This window comes from Paenibacillus vortex V453, assembly GCF_000193415.1.
In the GTDB taxonomy this organism is placed as follows: Bacteria; Bacillota; Bacilli; order Paenibacillales; family Paenibacillaceae; genus Paenibacillus_AQ; species Paenibacillus_AQ glucanolyticus.
In genome coordinates, this window is sequence record NZ_ADHJ01000038.1 from 37,695 (window position 1) to 55,230 (window position 17,536).

Consider the following 17,536-nt stretch of genomic DNA (forward strand, 5'->3'; position numbering starts at 1 on the left):
ATTGATTTGATATTCTACTTCTGCTTAAACTTCTCTGGAAGATGAAATAGGGATAGGTGATATCCCTTAATAGTGGAGGTATGTAGATATGCTAATCAATCAAGGTATCAAAATGCTGGAAATTTCCGCCGCGATGATGGGAAGAATCGAAACGATCCATCCGACATTGATATGGGATCATCAGAATCTGGTTCTCATCGATACCGGCTATCCCGGACAGTTCGCGCTTATTCAGGAGCAGCTATCGAGCTGCGGAGTATCCGTTCAGGTTATAACCAAAATCATTATATCACACCAGGATCTGGATCATATCGGCAGTTTGCCGGATGTAATCCGTAACAGCAACCGCACACCTGAAGTGTTCGCCAGCGAAATAGAGAAGCCTTACATCGAAGGGGACAAGAGACTTGTCAAATTATCTCCTGAGTCCATAACACAAGCGCTAGCTTCGCTTCCTGCCGCCGTTCCGCCGGAGTGGAAGAACGCTTTTAGGCATACTCTTGAGAACCCTCCCCAAGCGGAAGTGAACAGTATCCTGCACGATGGCGAGGAACTTCCGCTAGGTGGCGGCATCATAGTTATTCACACTCCGGGTCACACCCCAGGTCATACCAGCTTGTATCACCGACCGAGCAAAACCTTGATTGCCGCAGACGCAATGAACGTTAGAGACGGTCAGCTGCTGGGACCGGACCCGGCAGCCAGTTCTGACTTGGCGTTAGCCAAGCTTTCCTTACAGAAGCTCACTCACTATGATATTCATAACGTGATCTGTTATCATGGCGGCTTATACACCGATAACCCCAATCAACGAATCCGTGAATTAGCTTACGAATGAAATCGTGAAAGCATCCTCACCCAAGAGCAAGATATCCTATTTCTTCAACCATCATATCCAGCAAATCTCAAGATACCACGTATACGTGCCGCCCGCCGGTACCTCCGCTGCCGCCTGATGACCCATCGCATACGAAAGGTCGTCAAGCAGCCCCGTAGCAGGCTCAATCGCCAGATGATACTGCCCTTGGTAACCGCCATAGTTCGCCCACACCGATAAGTACGGCACCTTCTCTGGAGGGAACATCAAGCGGATGCCTTCTTCAGTCCGGGGATCATAGAGTGAAACCTTGCCCTCGGGCAGCTCTCCCGCAAAATAATATTTCTCTGCTGATTGCTCATGCCGGCTGCCGGTTCGATCCAAGCGGATATCCACTCTCTCCTCCAGTGGCTGCGGCCATTTCAGGACATCGCCGGTTATGCCCAATCGGCCTTGGGCGGAATACGATACAATCATCTCGGTCAGCTCTTCGGGAACCATCATCTCCATCCCCTCCTCAATCTGAAATAGCGGATGGGCCGCCCATAAGAAAGAGAACGGAAATTGGCTCGGATTGCAGACTTCATAATCGATCCGCAGGCAGTCCTCGCGGGGGAAGGAATATCTTTTGCGCAGTTGGTAAGGCATTCGGATCCCCTGTACGCTGCAATGAAGCTGCTCTTGCTCGCAGTGAACCGCCCACGGGATGGACCATACCTCGCCGTGATCCGGGAGCTCAGTTCCCTTCCATGGGAATGCAGGGTACCGGCATGTATTGATCGTCGGAAACATCTCATCCCAGCCGCTGCCGTCCCGATCTCCGAAGGAGCTTGCATATTCGTTCGCTTCCAGCTTTCCGGCTGGCTGCGTCAACCACTCCCGTCCGGTTCTGCAATTGCGGAGCGAGATTACCCTGCTTCCCAGTTCAGGCACCATAACCAGTTCCATAACCCCAGTGCTTCCTGTCCATACCTCATATCCATCCAGCTTCCCTTGGCTCCAGATCAACATGGTCATCCTCCTTCGTTCCTTCCATATAACCTTTGAAAAACACAACACAAATGCTCAAGGACCGTATACCATACGGTCCTTGATTTTGTACATCTTTGCGTATTGTCCCTTCGCACACATGGCCAGTAGCACGGGCACACCTGGAGGGCGTCCGAACACAATTAGATGGAAGCCGAGCACAGCGCCAAGTGTTGCGCCGCTCCTTGATGATGAGGCTCCAGCTTGAGCGCCTGCCCCAAGTGCTTCTCAGCATCCTGCCGTTTATTTAGACCGAGATAGCCAAGGCCCATCATATAATGGCAGTGAATCTCGTTTCTTCTGTTCAGATCCTCGTCAAACACGAGGAAATCCGGCAGCGATACCGCAAAATAATCGATGCTCTGCGGCTCGAATATATGCTTCTCCCCGTAATCAATCAGCTTGTTGAAGCGACTCCGCGCCTCAAGCTCTCTGCCCAGCTGTCTTAGCGCGGCCCCTTGATAAAAAATCATGTGCGGCGGCTGATCGTTATAATACATCGCACTTGTCGGTTCATCCAGCCCTTCGGATGCTCGCTGGAAGTATATCTTCGCCTCTTCCGGTTGGCCAATACCTTCGTACGCACAGCCTAAATAATAGTCGATGTTATTCTCTTGCGCGCCCGTGAGTTTGCCTTCATTGATGTTGAGCGGATACTGCTTGGCTGCAAGCAAATGCGTCACGGCTTCCTCATATCGATGCTCCATCAACAGGCCCTTCGCGAGCTCTACCCGAGCCAGTACGTATTGCGTCGGCACCTTACCCTCACCGCCCTCCCATGGATGGAAGTGACGTTTCAGAATTAATGCCAACGCCTCCTCGTAACGATTCAACGTGTTGTGCAGCGTAATATACTCCAGATATAAATCGTCGCGCAGCTCTACCAGCTCCATGTGCTCCTCCATCGCCTTCAAGCGATCAGCCGGGGCATGCCCTAACTTCTTATACAACTGGTCCAGCTCGTAGAAGACTCTGGCATCCGCCGGGTTCAGCGAGAACGCGGTTTGCAAGGAGGCCAGCGCCTGGGCGTGGTCCTGCCTTTTGTTATAGTAAGCCAGCGCCAGATTCCGCTGCGGCGTAGGGAAGCTGTCATCCAGAGCAACTGACGCTTCCCAACTGCTTACGGCTTCCTCGTAGCGCTTCTTGTCATACAGCAGATTCCCTAGGTAATACAACGCCTTGGCATCATCAGGATGAACCTTGAGCGCTTGCTTCAATGTTACATAGTCATATAGGGAATTCGGGAAGCAGTAGAACGGATCGGCCGCAGAGGCCATTCGATAAGAGGCGGATGCCTCTTCCTCTTGGTTCATTTTCATGTGGTAGCTGCCCTGATAATAATGAACCATCGGATATACCGCAGGACTGGTACGGCGTTCGATAAATTTGAGAATGTCCAAGGCATCGCCATACTGCCCCGCATCCGCATAATCCTGGGCAAGGGCGATATAGTGGTGCGGATCGTCACGCATAAGCTGGAAGAGCGACTCCAAAGTACGCTGACTGGTATCCTCTTGCTTCTGTTCTCGATATACATTCACCAGCTCATTTCTCGCACCCGCATCCATCGGATCCAGCTTGATGGTTTCCTGAAGCCACAGTTCCGCTTCGGTCAAGCGTCCCAGCCTTCTTAGGATGATGCTCTTGAGATGGCGCGCTTTGTAATTCCGGTACTGGGCAGCCAGGGATCGTTCGATCAGCTCGAACGCCTCCTCATACTCCTGCTTCTCGCAGGCAATCTGCGCCAATGCCAGATAACCCGCACCCTGCCAGGCTCCCGACCAGACAGACTTGTAGAAATAAGCGTATGCTTCATCAAGACGCCCCTGCCATTTCAGGACTTTGCCCAAATGGTAGAACGGCTCGCTGTCATACGGACGTGCGTTATGGCGAGTCAGGGTCTCGATGGCTTTTTTGAAATAGGCTTCACCCTGCTCCAGGCAGCCCCTGCGCAGCAGCAGCAATCCGTAGGCGTTGTTCAGCCTCACATCCCCCGCATCGCGCCGAAGTCCTTCTGTATAGTAGGCTTCCGGTTCATAAGTGGCGTGCCGGTACTGTTCCAGATGCTGCCCTGCCAAGTAAAGGGCCTCGGTATTCTTCAATTCCTCCGGCGCACCAATCGCTTGGGCCGGGTCCGGAGTTCGCTCCAATCCGCGCGGCTTCGGTCGGTAGGACACCAATTCGCTGCCGTCCGCAGCAATAACCGCAAGCCTCAAATTCTCTTCATTCACATCGTGATCCAGCTCGATCACGCTCTTGAAGGTATCGGCAGGGGACAGCTTGACCTTACGGTCCAAATACGTCTGTCCCCCTCCCGTCAATAGAATGCGAGCCTCTTCCCTGACCGAGGTGGCATAAGCATGTACCACCGCCTGCTTGCCCTGGACTTCCAGGTTAACAGCCGCATCGATAGAAGCATTCTTCACCATGCCGATGTTTTTATACGGCATGAAGTACTGCTTGAAGCTCTTCTCCTCGTAAGGCGCGAGCCAGGTGAAATCCGGCTGGTTGTCGGTGTATACGCCGGTCATAAGCTCGATGTACGGACCGTCTTCGTCGGTCAGATTGCGGTCCCAGGCTTGGCCGAACTCGCCGTGACCCCACGTCCACTGTTTTTTGCCGGGGGAGATATGTTTATTGGCGATATGCAGAATTCCCGCATCCAAGCTATGATCATACCCGCCCACGAAATTGTAATCCGAATGATAGGCCATATAGGAAGTAGGTACCGGGATGTTGCGGTACTTGGAAATGTCCACGCCTGCGGAATAGTCCTGCTTATAGTAGGTGCCCGTCGCAATCGGGAACTTCGACACATCCCGTTTCCCATGGTCGAACACCGCATGAACATCCGGCGGGAATACGGACTGGGTGTGATCGTTGACGGCCACGGCCGGATTCGCCCACCAGAGAAAGGTCTGCGGCTCCGAGGTGCGATTGTACATCTGCGCATGAATTTCCAGATAAGCCTTCCCCGGATAGAGCGTGAACCCGGTGGACACCTTCGTTCCATACATTCGATCGATCTCGCCGACCCATACCGTTTGGCTGCCGTCTGGATTCCCTTCCAGCCTCCAATTCACTTCCCCATAGGTGTTCGGACGGTGATGCTGAGGCCAGTTGAATTCGATCCCCCCGGATATCCAGGGGCCGGCAAGTCCAACTAAAGCCGGTTTGATCACTTGATTGTAGTACACAAAATCATAGTTGTTGGTTTTGTCGATAGCCCGGTAAATCCGCCCGCCAATCTCGGGCATGATTTGAATCTGGACATAATCATTTTCCAGGAAAATGATTCGGTAAGGCTTGGGCACCTTCTCATCGTGAATTTTATCAATGACAGGCAGCGGATATACTCTCCCCGAGCTCCCCTGATATACCCGTTTCTCCAGAAACATGGGGTTGCGGTCCGGCTTGCCCACCTCATACGTGGGGATTTCCACCGTCTGCTCCCATACCCTTACTTGCGATGGCTGTGTCATGATCATCATCCCTTTCGATTTCGTAAACTCGGCTGCTTCTGTTTCTATCTTAGTAGTCCGAGTTCACAGGAGCCATTGACGATCTCATGTTCATGATGGATTATATTCTGATTGTTCATATTCCACACGGTTGACAAACACCAGCCCCCGAATCATAGTATAACTATGGATAATTTACGAAAATCAGACGGATTTCAATCCCAGAAAATTATCGTCCTGCCGGATCATATTATGCAAGAAGCTGCCCGGCATCCGCTTGTTCAGCCTCTGCATGTGACGGACATTGGATATTTCCCGCGTGCGCTTCATCACTATCGGGAGCGTCCGGAAGGCAGCGCGGCTTACATCGTTATGTATTGCGTGGATGGAGAAGGCTGGTGCCGGATGAACGGCCATAAAGCGTTCCGGCTTCTCAAGGGCCAGGTGGTTGTCATTCCGCCGGGTACTCCGCATGCGTATGCTTCGTCGGAGCAGCAGCCCTGGAGTATTTACTGGTGGCATATGAAAGGGCAATCTGCGGGCGATTATTACGAAGGCTTCAGCGACGCCGCGGAACCGGCGGTCATTCCGGTCGATCAATCGCGGCGAATGGTGGAGCTGTTCCAGGAGAGTTATGATCTGCTGCAAAAGGGATATACGCTGAACCATATTATCCATGTCTCGCAATTGGCGGGCCACCTGGCGGCTATCATCCGGCTTGCCCGGCTTCAGCCCCAGCATGGGCTTCAACCGCCGCACAAGCACGATCTGGACGAGACGTTGCGCTTCATGACAGAGCATCTGGAGCGCAATGTGAGCCTGAAGGAGCTTGCGGCTTATGCCAATCTGTCCGTCCCTCACTTCACCTTCCGATTCAAGGAAGCGACGGGTTATTCCCCGATCGATTACTACCTGCGCCTCAAGATCCAGCTCGCTTGCCAGCATCTGGACCTGACCGGCCAGAGCATCAAGGAGATCAGCCACCGGCTCGGGTTCCAGGACCCGTACTACTTCTCGCGGCTGTTCAAAAAAATCATGGGCAAGTCCCCTTCCGATTATCGGGATACCCGGAAGGGGTAGTCTCGTCGCCGCCCGATTCGATCTTTACCACGTCTACTAGCCCTTACTATTTTCAGGAGGAAAAAGCGATGAACAAATCTCTGCTTGTCTTCATGATATTGGCTATCCTTATCTGTGGTTTGCAGTAAATAACAGTGATAGCGCGGACCAACCTGAGCCTAAGTATATCGGGTATGTCGTTCAACAAGAAGGGAACAGGATCTTGGTAACCCATTACGATGAACAATCCGAATTAAATGACGCGATTTGGATAAGAACCAAGAAAAATATAGCGTTAGGTCAAAAAGTTTCCATTGAACTCGATGGCGGCATCGAAACCTCCTATCCTGCCCAAGCTTCAGCTAAGAACATAGATATCATCAAAACCGAACAGCCTGAAACATCCCGACTCACTCAGCAAGAAGTCATTATCAGGACATTGGACCACTTTAACACGATCGGATTGCCGTTTGTTAAATCGATACATTATTCCGAGGCGAAGAATGTTTGGACCGTTGTCATGCTTGACGGCCAATCCGATGTAGTGGAGGATATGGAATTTACAATAGAGGGCTAGCAACGATAATATTGACGTAAGCGTAGAAGTCAACGGCAAAAAAACGCCGTATCGTCTATAAGACAACACGACGTTTCCGTTCCGGTAGACAGCATCTATTCTTGAATCTGTATCCGATAAACCAAGCTGTCAAAATCCCCGCGCAAGGGCAGCTCAATTCCGATGTTCATCAGAGCCCTGCCGCTCCACTCGCCCTCCACTCCCTCAATAGCATACGGCTGATCGGCTTGCAGCCCTGTAAGCCGCAATCTTGGCAGCGGTTCGCCCAGCTTCTGGCTGTGCAGGAACGCAAACAGCACATTGTCGCTTCCGTCTTCGCTGCCATATTGTACGGCCGTTACGCCTTTATGCTGTAGCGAGGACAACCGATACTGGCTGCCGAATTGGACCAAATGACGAATCGATTTATACTGCGAGACATACGCGGCCGACTGCTCCATCAGCTCATCGCTCCATTCATTGAGGTTTGCGCCGATACCGAGTGTCCCCATCATGGCGCTGTGAAAGCGGTACTTAAGAGATACTTCTCTCTTGTTCATGCCGGTCGGCGACTCGGTTACCCAGCAGGTCATCATCCGCGGCGCATACGAATACGAGAAGCCTTCTTGAATGCTGAGACGGTCAAAAGCATCGGTGTTATCGCTCGGCCAAGCCTGGTCCGCATAACGGAAGATGCCAAGATCAATGCGCGCTCCGCCTCCGGCACAGGTCTCAAACGCCACATGCGGGAATTTGCGCCGCAGCTCCGCCCAGATCTCGTACAGACTCTGTACGTGGCGAATCCAAATCTCCTTCTGGCGGTGCAGCGGATGATCCTTCATTCCGGGCTCCGTCACCGTCCGGTTCATATCCCATTTAATGAACTTGATGTCATGCTTCTCCAGCAGGTCGGTCATAAACTGCAGAATGTACGCCTTAACCTCCGGCTTGGACATGTTCAGCAGCAGCTGATTGCGAAGCTCGGACCGCTCCCGTGTTGCGAAATGGTACACCCAATCCGGGTGCTCACGGTACAGATCGCTGTCCGGATTGACGGCCTCGGGCTCCACCCAGATCCCGAATTCCATTCCGAGCTCATGTACCTTGTCGATCAGCTCGCTCAGGCCGTTCGGGAATTTCTCCCGGTTCACGTACCAATCGCCCAGCCCCGCTCGGTCGTGATTCCTCTGCCCGAACCAGCCGTCATCCACAACAAACAGTTCAACGCCCATGTGTGCCGCTCGCTCGGCGAGGGCCATCTGATCGGTGGCGTTCACATCGAAATACGTCGCTTCCCAGGAGTTGTACAGCACAGGCCTGGTTTCACCACTCGGCAGCACGTCCGAATACTGGTACCGATGCAGCTGTCGGCTCATCCCGCCGAAGCCGCCGCTGCTGTACCCTCCAACGAAGCAAGGGGTATCAAAGGCTTCGCCTGCTCCGAGTACCCACTCGCTGTCAAAATCATGAATGCCTCCGGTCACCCGAACATGATCGAACACCGTCCGCTCCGCCGTGATTCTCCAGTTCCCGCTCCAGGCTAGCGCGCCGAACCAGACCTGCCCCTCCGATTCCGTCGCCTGTCCGTTATCCATCGCAAACCACGGGTTGGCATGGCTATCCGTAAAGCCTCTGCGGGATTCCAGCACCTTCTTCCCTTCACTGAGGAAGGTGTTCCGAAGCTGGAACTCGCCGGACCATTTTCCCGTTACATGCGTGAGTCGGTAATCCGCCAGATACGGCATAACCCAAGCGGCAGACTGCACATTTTCCAGAACGATATCCGTCTCACCGCGGTTCACGATCCGGGCTGTCCGCTCGATGAGGTCATGTTCAGGGATTACCCGGTATTCCAGCTGGACCTCAAACGGATACACGTCGTCCTTCGTCGTGATGACCAGGGCTTGCCTGCCATCCCGCTCCACCGTTTCATGCCCGGCATAACGAACCGACAGGTCGCGCACGCCGTCAGACATGCGGATCTTCAGGCTGGGCTCGCTGTATTTGACTCCGCCCCAGAAGCTGTATTCCTCTACCTCCGAATGCACTTCCGCGTCGAACGAGCTATGTGATCTCGGCTGAAGCAGCCGTGCCGCATCTTCCACCCCGACAGGCTGTCCCCAATACAGATGCTGCAAGCTGCCTTGGTCGTTAATCCCGAATAAATACGTGCTGTTCTGGGTCTGAATGGCAAAGACCCGATGCAACTCTTGATATTGAATGGTCACTGAATATCATCCTTCCGCTGCGCATTGATGTTGGATCATAGAGTAAAGGGGAGCCAAAAGACGAAGCATCTTCTGACTCCCCTCAGCACGATTATTTATCCCATAATTGTTGACGTTGGTTGTAGTTGTCCGTATAGATCTTTTCCAGCTTGGCAAGTCCAGCTGCCTCAACCTCTGCCATCATCTGGTTATAAGACTCCACCACTTGATCCTCGGAAGGCGACAGGGCCATCTTCAGAAAATATTTATTGATCGTATCATTCACCTTCGTCTCCATGATGGCCTCCGGCGTTCCGCCTGCAGGTCCCAAATTGTCATAAGGTGCCGTATCAAAGGACGTGTCCGCCAGATTCTTAATCGCCAGATCCGTGACCGGATCGGTTTGGTAACGGCCCATCAGGTCATACGGGGTACCGTCCTCGCCGGGACCGTTCTTGATCATCCAGGTCCACTTGCGGATGCCTGTTGTACGAGAGGCCTCGTCCCAGTTCTTCTTGAAAGCATCCAGCACTTCCTGTCTTGGCACATGCTTGCCGTCCTTCATATCCCAATGCTCGCCCTCAACCCCCCACATCAGCAGGTACTGGCCTTCCTCGCTGGCGAGGAAATCCAGCAGCTTCATCGTTCTGACCGGATCCTTGTTGGAGCGGCTGATCGTGACCCCGTCCCAGCCCAGAGAGCTCTTCGGTCCGTAGGTTGTCTCTTCGGGCTTCACGCCCGGGGCCAGCACTTTATATTGATAGAATTGGCGCTCGTCCTCGGTGGCCTTATCGGCGGCTTCGGTTTTGAGCAGCGCATTCGCATTGCCCACATTCCACAGCGCTTCCGCCGTGGCAAATACGTTGCCGTTGCCCAGCTTCTGCTCGTACTGCTTGGTCTTCATCGTGGCCCATTCCTTATCGAGCAGCCCCTTGCGATACAGGGAATTCAGGAATTTAACCATTTCAAGGTAGCGGGGATCGCGAATGTCCTTCTTCAGCTCACCGTTCGTTTCGTAATACGGCATGATGCCGTACATCCCTTTGAAGCTGCCGCTGACGCTCCCGATATTCTCGCCATTAAGTGACATCGGAATGCTCTCTTTGCCGTCGATGGTCGGATATTTCTCTTTGAATTTTACCAGCAATGCCTCGAATTCTTCCGCCGTGAACGGCTCCCCATTGTCCATCTTATCGCCGACGCCGAGCTCCTTCATGATGTCCTTGCGCATCATGAATCCGAACACCGGGTACTGCTCCAGGCCGTACCAATTGGAGAAATAATAATTGTTGCCGTCCTCGCTTCTCGTTTTGGTCAACGTATCGCCGTACATTTTCTGAATATTAGGTCCATGTTCTTCGATCAGATCATTCAGCGGAATGACCGCACCGGAGGTAATATATTTGTTCATGATATCGCTTCCACGACTCATCAAAATAACATCGGGAAGATCACCGCTGGCCAGCATCAGGTTCAGCTTCTCTACCGGATTGCCCGTAGGCTGCTGGATTTCAACGGTGACCCCCGTCTTTTCCGTAATCACTTGCGCAACCGGATTGGTGAAGGCATCCCCCGTGTTTTGGTCAAACCAGGTTAACGTAATGGGTGCGCTGCTGTCCCCTTCCGTACCGCTGTCTCCGCCCGATGCCGCCTTCTCGTTGCCGCCGCAAGCCGAAAGCGTTGTCATAACAAGGGCTGCTGCCAGAATCAATTTTAGTTTCTTCATACCCTGAACCCCTTTCTAAGGTCGTCATATTCATGTGATCGAATATATCTATCATTGTAAAAACAGGGAGTTCATTGTTCTATAACGCAATCTTACAATTCATAATGCAAAACGTCTGTCATTCCAACAAGGCCTGCTGCTTATCCAGTTGATATTCGGGATGCCTATCGGAGATTACAGGTATCCGAATGGTGACCGCCGTTCCGATGCCGAGTCGGCTGAAGATGCTGACACCATATTCCTCCCCGTAGGTGAGCTTGATCCGGTCATCCACATTTTTCACGCCATATCCGGACAGATTGCCGGATTTATTCAGGGCTTGATCCAACTGCTCCGGCGTCATCCCGATGCCATCATCAATAACCTGAAGTACAATGCCGTCACCCTCACGCCTCACCTTCACAATGATGTTGATCCCCGACTCATCCCATATGGCATGATTGATGCAGTTCTCAATGAACGGCTGCAGAATGAGCTTGATGGTCGTGGTCCCGAACAGCTGCTCATCCAGGTCATAATGCATATGCAGTTTATCCCGAAACCGTATTTTCTGAATCGCTACATAGTTCTTCACCAGATTGATTTCCTGTTCCAGCAGAATGATGCGCTTCCCCTTATTCAGCGATACCCTGTAATACTTGGCCAAGTAATTAACCATCTGATACACCTGCATCGCCCCTTCCTTCAACGCCAGGGAAGATATCGAGGACAGGGTGTTGTACAGAAAATGGGGATTGATCTGCGCCTGCAGGGTGTTCAGTTCCGACTCTTTCCTTGCTATCTCCTTCACGTACCCGTCATGGATCAAGGTCTGAATGGTAGAGGCCATCTTATTGAATGCAAAGGACACCTGGCCGATCTCGTCATGCCCCATTGGTTTGATCGACAGCCGGAAATCCCCGCGCTCCACCTTCCGAATCTGCTGCAGCAGCACCTCGATGCGCTTGGTCATGAACTTGGTCGTAAAATAGAGCAGCAGGACCGCGATGCCAATCGCTACGGCAGAATACCAGATGATATTCCTGGTCGCCTTGTTTGTATTGGCGAGCAGCTCGTCATATGGCACGGTAATGACCGTGGCCCAGCCGTTACTCAGCTTTTTATATGTAAAAAAGCGTTCCTGCCCGTGTATTCGAATATCGAAATAACCGTCGTCCTCCGTCAGTTTCTCCTGAATGGGAAATACGTCAAACAGCTGGTTCGACTTCAGCTCCTGATCTCCCGTGCTGATCACGCTGCCATTTTGGTCAATGATATAGACACTCTTGTTATAGTTCTCCATCTTGATCAGGGAGTAAAATTCATTATCGTTAATGTCGATGGTCAGAATGCCGTACGGATGCTGCAGACTGAAATAACTCAATGAACGCGCAATGGTGATTGACGCCTCTTCGGCCCGGAAGTCCTCGGAATGGAAATACACCGTGTTTCCCGCGGCCTCCAGCACCTGTTCTTCTAACGATGGGGCTAGCTCCTCCGTATATTTGACATATTGACCGTCGGAATAGAGGGTATGGTTGCCCGTATAAATCGTAATGCCCAGAATGTTGGCATTCAGCGTCATCAGGGACGGCAGCGTGCGGTTGATATATTGGAATGCATCCAGATAATAATAAGCCTGCTCATAATCGGTAGACAGGTAATTACGGAGCTGGGCATCCATGTAGAGAATGTTCGACAGTTGATTGTAATACTCCAGCCGCTTCTCCACATTCGTGTTTATCTGTGCCAGCGATCCGTTCAGCGCGGTATAGGTATGCTCCGTAATGGTGCTGCGGGTCGAGGAATACGAGTAATAGATCAATAGCGAGAACGGCAGGATGATCACGATCAGGAAGATAAAAAAGAACTTGTGCCGAAGCCGCCAATTGGAATACGCGCGCTTCTGGCCGAGTGGGAAGGACCTCGCGATACGGCCCAGCCTTCCGAGTGGGCTATATGCTTTTTCGGTATTCATTAGGCGTGACTCCTTGGCTCTTGAGGAATAAGGAAATGAAGTAGGACGTGCTCTCGTAACCGACCCTTTGAGCGACATCCTGGACTTTCAGGGAAGTCGTCAGCCAGCAGCTCCTTGGCTTTGCTCAAGCGAATTCTCGTTAAATAATCATGGATCGTCATCCCGGTTTTCTCTTTGAAGATGGAACGCAAGTAGTTGGGAGACAGATATACCTGATCGGACAAACTGTTGATGGTAATGGCCTGATGAAAGGTCTGATCGATGGTCGTTCTCACCTGATGCACCAGTCTCGCATTTTTGTCCATGAACCGGTGTTCCAGCGTATCGATTAGCATGCCGGGCAAACTCCAAGACAATCGCTTCGATTTCCATAATCGTCCGACATTGATAGATGGATTGGTACAGCTCTGCCCGCTTGTGGCTCTCTGTCATCGGTTCATGGATCTGCTCCAGCAGACGCTCCACCACGCCAATCGCAAAGTCGCACACCTCCGATTTCGTAATCCGAAGTTTAACCAACCGACTGAAGAACTCCCGCAGCTTCTGCGCGGCCTGTTCCAATGCCAGCTGATGAATATCCTCGAAATAAGCGGCCTCTTGAAAGGGAGGAATTTGGCGGCTCCCCAGCTGCCGCTGCACATCCTTGGCATAGATGACTCTCCCGTTCCCCACGTAGAACATCTCCTCCAGCATGAAACGCGTCTCCCGGTATAAATCCTGGACGCGGGACAGCTCCTCCGGTTCTTCATTGACAGCCGCCGTCATCGTAAAGCCGAGCGTACCCTGCATCTCCTTCAGAACATCTTCCCAAGTAAACCGACTCAGATGGTAAGCAGCATCCATCAGGATGCCAAGCTCCCCTTCCCGGCAGACAACAAAGTCAGCCTGCAGCTTTTTATCCGCGAGCCATTCCTCCATATAAGTCTGAAGGCGTGCCAGGCCATCCTCCATGGACAGTCCCGATGGTGTGACGCTTTGACTATCGATACTCAGCAGAGCAAGGGTATACGTCTTGGGCTCCGAATCACGGGACAGCTTATGGTAGCTGCCAGCCAGGTTCAATAAGCGTTCCTCGTTCTTCTCAAAAATCATTTCTTTTACAATATTGGATTTGGTCACGCGAATCGAACGGTTCTTCATCCGTACTTCCTCGCAGCGCTGTTTCACTTTATCGATAACGCTTACAATTTCACTTAAATCCAGCGGCTTCAATAAATAGCCGACCGCTCCCACATTCAAAGCTGACTTCACATAATTGAATTCATCATGTCCGGTCAGGAATACGAACTGAATCCAGTCGAACTGCTCACTCACCTGCTTAGCCAAATCAAGTCCGTTCATCACAGGCATCTGGACGTCCGTCAGCACGATATCAGGCTGGATCACTTCAATCTTCTCAGCAGCATCCCTGCCATTCAGGGCTGTTCCGGCGACATATATCCCCATCTCTTCCCAACGAATATAATCTCGGATCATCTCAAGCTCTAGTTCTTCGTCATCCACGAGAAAAATGCTATACATGTTCATACCCCCTGTGTCAGCTTATCCCTTAATATTATAGCGATTTCGCCATTTTAACTATGGGAACAAACAATGTAAGTTATTTTCAAGCATCATTCGTTACATTGTCATATCGACACTCTTTTTTTGGGAGTCTTATAATTTTAGATAACTTGAGATGCGAGGTGCCCCATATGAAACCTGCTACAACACTACAGACGCGGAGTGACATCAACATAAGTCCTCCCGGAAAAAGACGATGGGCCATTCTGAAGCAGCAGAAATATCTATTCCTGATGATGCTGCCAGGTCTGATCTGGGCCATTGTATTTGCCTACACGCCCATGGTTGGTTTATACATGTCGTTTGTCAATTACCAGCCTACCCTGGGCGGCTTCTGGTCGACCCTGTTCACAAGCGAGTTCGTCGGCTTCGAATGGTTCCGCTACTTCTTCAACAACGGCGACTTCTGGATCGTTATGCGCAATACGCTGGCTTCCACGCTGATCACGCTTCTGTTCTCCTTCCCGATGCCGATTCTGATCGCCATCGCGATTAACGAAATCAAGAACGTGAAATTCAAAAAGACGGTGCAAACCGCCTCTTATCTTCCGTATTTCATTTCCTGGGTAATTGCGGCAAATATCATCGTCACCCTGCTGTCTTCAGATGGTGCAATAAACGGCATATTGAAGTTCTTCCATATCACCAATGAAAGCGTTTTATTCTTGCAGAACGGAAAATACTTCTGGTGGATCGTCGCGCTCGGCAATACGTGGAAGGATATGGGCTACAGCTCGATTATGTATCTGGCAGCGATATCGTCCATTAACCCGGAGCTGTACGAGGCTGCCAAGGTGGATGGCGCGAACCGATTCAAGCAGATTCGGTTCATCACCCTGCCTCATCTGAAACCGACCATTGTCATTCTGTTGATCTTGGCACTCGGCGGCATTCTGAATGCGGGCTTCGACCAGCATTTCCTGCTGGGCAACGACCTGACGCGGGATTACTCGGACGTGCTGTCCACCTATTCGTTCCGCTACGGTATCCAGAACGGCATGTTCTCCTATGCGGCAGCCGTTGGCATGTTCAGCTCCGTTGTGGCCTTCATCATTGTGGTCATCGTCAACTATACGGCGAAGAAGCTCAACGGCCAGTCCCTATTCTAAACCATAAGGAGGTACATCCATGTTAAGCAAAAAAACCATGCCCGAACGTATCTTCGACGCCTCTTTATATGTATTCCTGGCCGGCATCTTTCTCGTGACCTTCTATCCCTTCTGGAATATCCTGGTCATCTCCCTGAACGATGCCACCGATACGATGCGGGGTAATCTGTACTTCTGGCCTAGAGTGCCTACCATCGAGAGTTACGTGACCATCTTCCGGAATCCGGAGATATGGAACGCCATTCAGGTGACCGTACTCCGGACGGTTGTCGGAACGGCGGCCTCCATCTTCTTCATCACGCTGCTCGCCTATCCGCTCAGCAAGCGCAGCCTGCTCGGCTGGAAATACTTCTCCTTCTTCTTTGTGTTCACGATGTATTTTGGCGGCGGCCTCATTCCAACCTATATGATTATCAAATCCCTGGGACTGATCGACTCCTTCTGGGTCTACATCTTCCCCGGCCTGATCGGCGTCTTCCTGATGATTCTCGTGCGTACCTTCATGGAGCAGATCCCCGGCGAGATCGAGGAATCCTCCAAAATCGACGGCGCGAACGACCTGCAGACGTTCTTCCGCATCATCATGCCGCTGTGCGTGCCGGTGCTCGCCACAATCGGCCTGTTCCTGGCCATCGGCCACTGGAACTCCTGGTATGACTCCTATGTCTATACCTACAAGCCGGAGCTCAAGACCTTGCAGGCCGTGCTGGTCAAAATCCTCAACCAGTTCCAAACCGCCGGCATGATATCCGATGCCCAGCAGTTGGCCCAGGGCTCCAAGCGGATCCCGGTGTCCAGCGAAAGCATCCGCATGGCGGTGACCATGGTCGCCACGCTGCCGATCATTATGGTGTATCCTTTTGTGCAAAGGTATTTTGTGAAGGGAATTATGATGGGGGCTATCAAGAGTTAGAATTTTGTTGGGAAAGAAGAGAAGCCCTTACCCGGGAGGGGTAAGGGCTTGATTTTAATTTCTAAAGCTAAGTAAGTATTGTTTATAAGAATCTTCTTTAACTTTTGCTTCGGAATTTTATCTCTTCTTGTTTTGTAATCAAATCTCAGATAATCTTCAGTTTTTAGACGCGTGGGTCAATAAATAGCTATACGCAATGGATAAGAAGCAAGTTTGTTGTAGCACTTAAAGGCTTCAAAAGCTCTTTTTACCAAGGGAACCAGTTCACCGGATACTGAATATACCGTGACTTTTCCTTGGCTAATCTATTGGGTGCTTTATGAGTTGTCATAAGGCATCGTCACGAAATTTACTGGAATAAAAAATCTCTACTTTTGTTTAAAAATTGGCAGCCATAAAAAAGATGAACCTTCTGACAAGACATTCAAAATACAACTACAGATTATCAAGCAATAAATGAGTAAATCCATCGCTATTAATTGCTAACCTAATATCGTATTCAGACCAAATCCATACTTGCGAATTAGTTATTAGGGGAACGAATTGATTACTTTGAAGTGCTTCCTTAATTTCAAAACGGAATCGCTCATCGCCTAGTTTCAGATAACGTTCAAGTCTATGTGGGGGATCAGATAAAAACTTGAATTGTTGGATTAACTCTTTTGGAGCAAATTCATCATAAGTAAGTGATTTAATTTTTAAAACTATATTATCTTGAACCATTAACTTTATTATAAATTCATCAAAAAATTGATAAACGACATCATAATTTCCCAATTTTAAAGTGTAATTTGAGAAACATAACTGTTGTATGCTCCTTTCAATATCCTTACTAAATAACTGACAATAGGAAAGGAGAGCCGAATCATCTACATGGTATAAGATTTGAAGTGGCCTCCCTTCATAAATTAATACTTCTCTTGTAATTCCTTGGTAACCTTATGCGTTGGCAACGTCTTGTATTCAGCTAAATCATTATCTAATGCCTTTTTAAATACTTTATCAACTGATTCTGTATTAACTATTCCTGACATTAACACATCAAATAAGTCCCTATAGAACTTATCCCTATTATTCATTATCTTTTGATGGTTTTTTGAGAAATTTTCATGTGAGCATTTTGCATTAATCTGAGTCCT

General features: G+C 50.7%; 13 protein-coding genes and 2 pseudogenes. 5 read left to right on the forward strand and 10 right to left on the reverse strand.

Annotation, left to right across the window (positions count from 1 at the left end; all coding sequences use genetic code 11):
- The first annotated feature begins 88 nt into the window (after nt 1-88).
- On the forward strand, nt 89-838 hold the full coding sequence (locus PVOR_RS21315; RefSeq protein WP_006211548.1) for an MBL fold metallo-hydrolase: 750 nt from the start codon (nt 89-91) through the stop codon (nt 836-838).
- A 51-nt stretch (nt 839-889) separates the two neighbouring features.
- On the opposite strand, the gene PVOR_RS21320 is transcribed toward PVOR_RS21315, so the two are convergent.
- A complete protein-coding gene (locus PVOR_RS21320; RefSeq protein WP_006211549.1) occupies nt 890-1,828 on the reverse strand; it encodes a hypothetical protein in 939 nt (312 codons plus the stop codon).
- Nucleotides 1,829-1,989: 161 nt separating this feature from the next.
- Nucleotides 1,990-5,328: a DUF5107 domain-containing protein gene (locus tag PVOR_RS21325; protein WP_006211550.1), complete on the reverse strand. Its 3,339-nt coding sequence runs from the start codon at nt 5,326-5,328 to the stop codon at nt 1,990-1,992.
- Between the two features lie 165 nt (nt 5,329-5,493).
- Between PVOR_RS21325 and PVOR_RS21330 the strand changes: the two genes are divergently transcribed.
- A complete protein-coding gene (locus tag PVOR_RS21330) occupies nt 5,494-6,387 on the forward strand; it encodes an AraC family transcriptional regulator (RefSeq protein ID WP_006211551.1) in 894 nt (297 codons plus the stop codon).
- Between the two features lie 166 nt (nt 6,388-6,553).
- Complete coding sequence (locus PVOR_RS21335) at nt 6,554-6,943, forward strand: DUF3221 domain-containing protein (RefSeq protein WP_268741806.1); 390 nt, start codon at nt 6,554-6,556, stop codon at nt 6,941-6,943.
- A 95-nt stretch (nt 6,944-7,038) separates the two neighbouring features.
- On the opposite strand, the gene PVOR_RS21340 is transcribed toward PVOR_RS21335, so the two are convergent.
- The 6 genes and pseudogenes from PVOR_RS21340 to PVOR_RS32150 all read right to left on the reverse strand — a co-directional run.
- On the reverse strand, nt 7,039-9,150 hold the full coding sequence (locus PVOR_RS21340) for an alpha-galactosidase (RefSeq protein WP_006211553.1): 2,112 nt from the start codon (nt 9,148-9,150) through the stop codon (nt 7,039-7,041).
- Nucleotides 9,151-9,241: 91 nt separating this feature from the next.
- Nucleotides 9,242-10,855: an ABC transporter substrate-binding protein gene (locus PVOR_RS21345; RefSeq protein WP_006211554.1), complete on the reverse strand. Its 1,614-nt coding sequence runs from the start codon at nt 10,853-10,855 to the stop codon at nt 9,242-9,244.
- A 118-nt stretch (nt 10,856-10,973) separates the two neighbouring features.
- Complete coding sequence (locus PVOR_RS21350) at nt 10,974-12,812, reverse strand: cache domain-containing sensor histidine kinase (protein ID WP_006211555.1); 1,839 nt, start codon at nt 12,810-12,812, stop codon at nt 10,974-10,976.
- Nucleotides 12,790-12,915 (reverse strand): helix-turn-helix domain-containing protein, encoded by a 126-nt coding sequence (locus PVOR_RS32140; protein ID WP_327196577.1) that lies wholly within the window; start codon nt 12,913-12,915, stop codon nt 12,790-12,792. Before PVOR_RS32140 ends, PVOR_RS21350 begins: the two co-directional genes overlap by 23 nt.
- Nucleotides 12,916-12,970: 55 nt before the next feature.
- Nucleotides 12,971-13,147: pseudogene (locus PVOR_RS32875) on the reverse strand (AraC family transcriptional regulator); the annotation flags it as partial.
- A gap of 898 nt (nt 13,148-14,045) precedes the next feature.
- A pseudogene (locus tag PVOR_RS32150) lies at nt 14,046-14,339 on the reverse strand (response regulator); the annotation flags it as partial.
- A 167-nt stretch (nt 14,340-14,506) separates the two neighbouring features.
- On the opposite strand from PVOR_RS32150, the gene PVOR_RS21360 reads away from it, so the two are divergent.
- Complete coding sequence (locus PVOR_RS21360) at nt 14,507-15,484, forward strand: ABC transporter permease (protein ID WP_006211556.1); 978 nt, start codon at nt 14,507-14,509, stop codon at nt 15,482-15,484.
- Nucleotides 15,485-15,503: 19 nt separating this feature from the next.
- A complete protein-coding gene (locus tag PVOR_RS21365; protein ID WP_006211557.1) occupies nt 15,504-16,397 on the forward strand; it encodes a carbohydrate ABC transporter permease in 894 nt (297 codons plus the stop codon).
- Nucleotides 16,398-16,832: 435 nt separating this feature from the next.
- Here the strand turns inward: PVOR_RS21365 and PVOR_RS21370 are convergent, their stop codons facing one another.
- Together PVOR_RS21370 and PVOR_RS32155 are read right to left on the reverse strand one after the other, a co-directional pair.
- A complete protein-coding gene (locus PVOR_RS21370; RefSeq protein ID WP_160164023.1) occupies nt 16,833-17,120 on the reverse strand; it encodes a hypothetical protein in 288 nt (95 codons plus the stop codon).
- A gap of 185 nt (nt 17,121-17,305) precedes the next feature.
- Nucleotides 17,306-17,536: hypothetical protein (locus PVOR_RS32155; RefSeq protein ID WP_006211559.1), on the reverse strand; the 231-nt coding region annotated here is incomplete at its 5' end.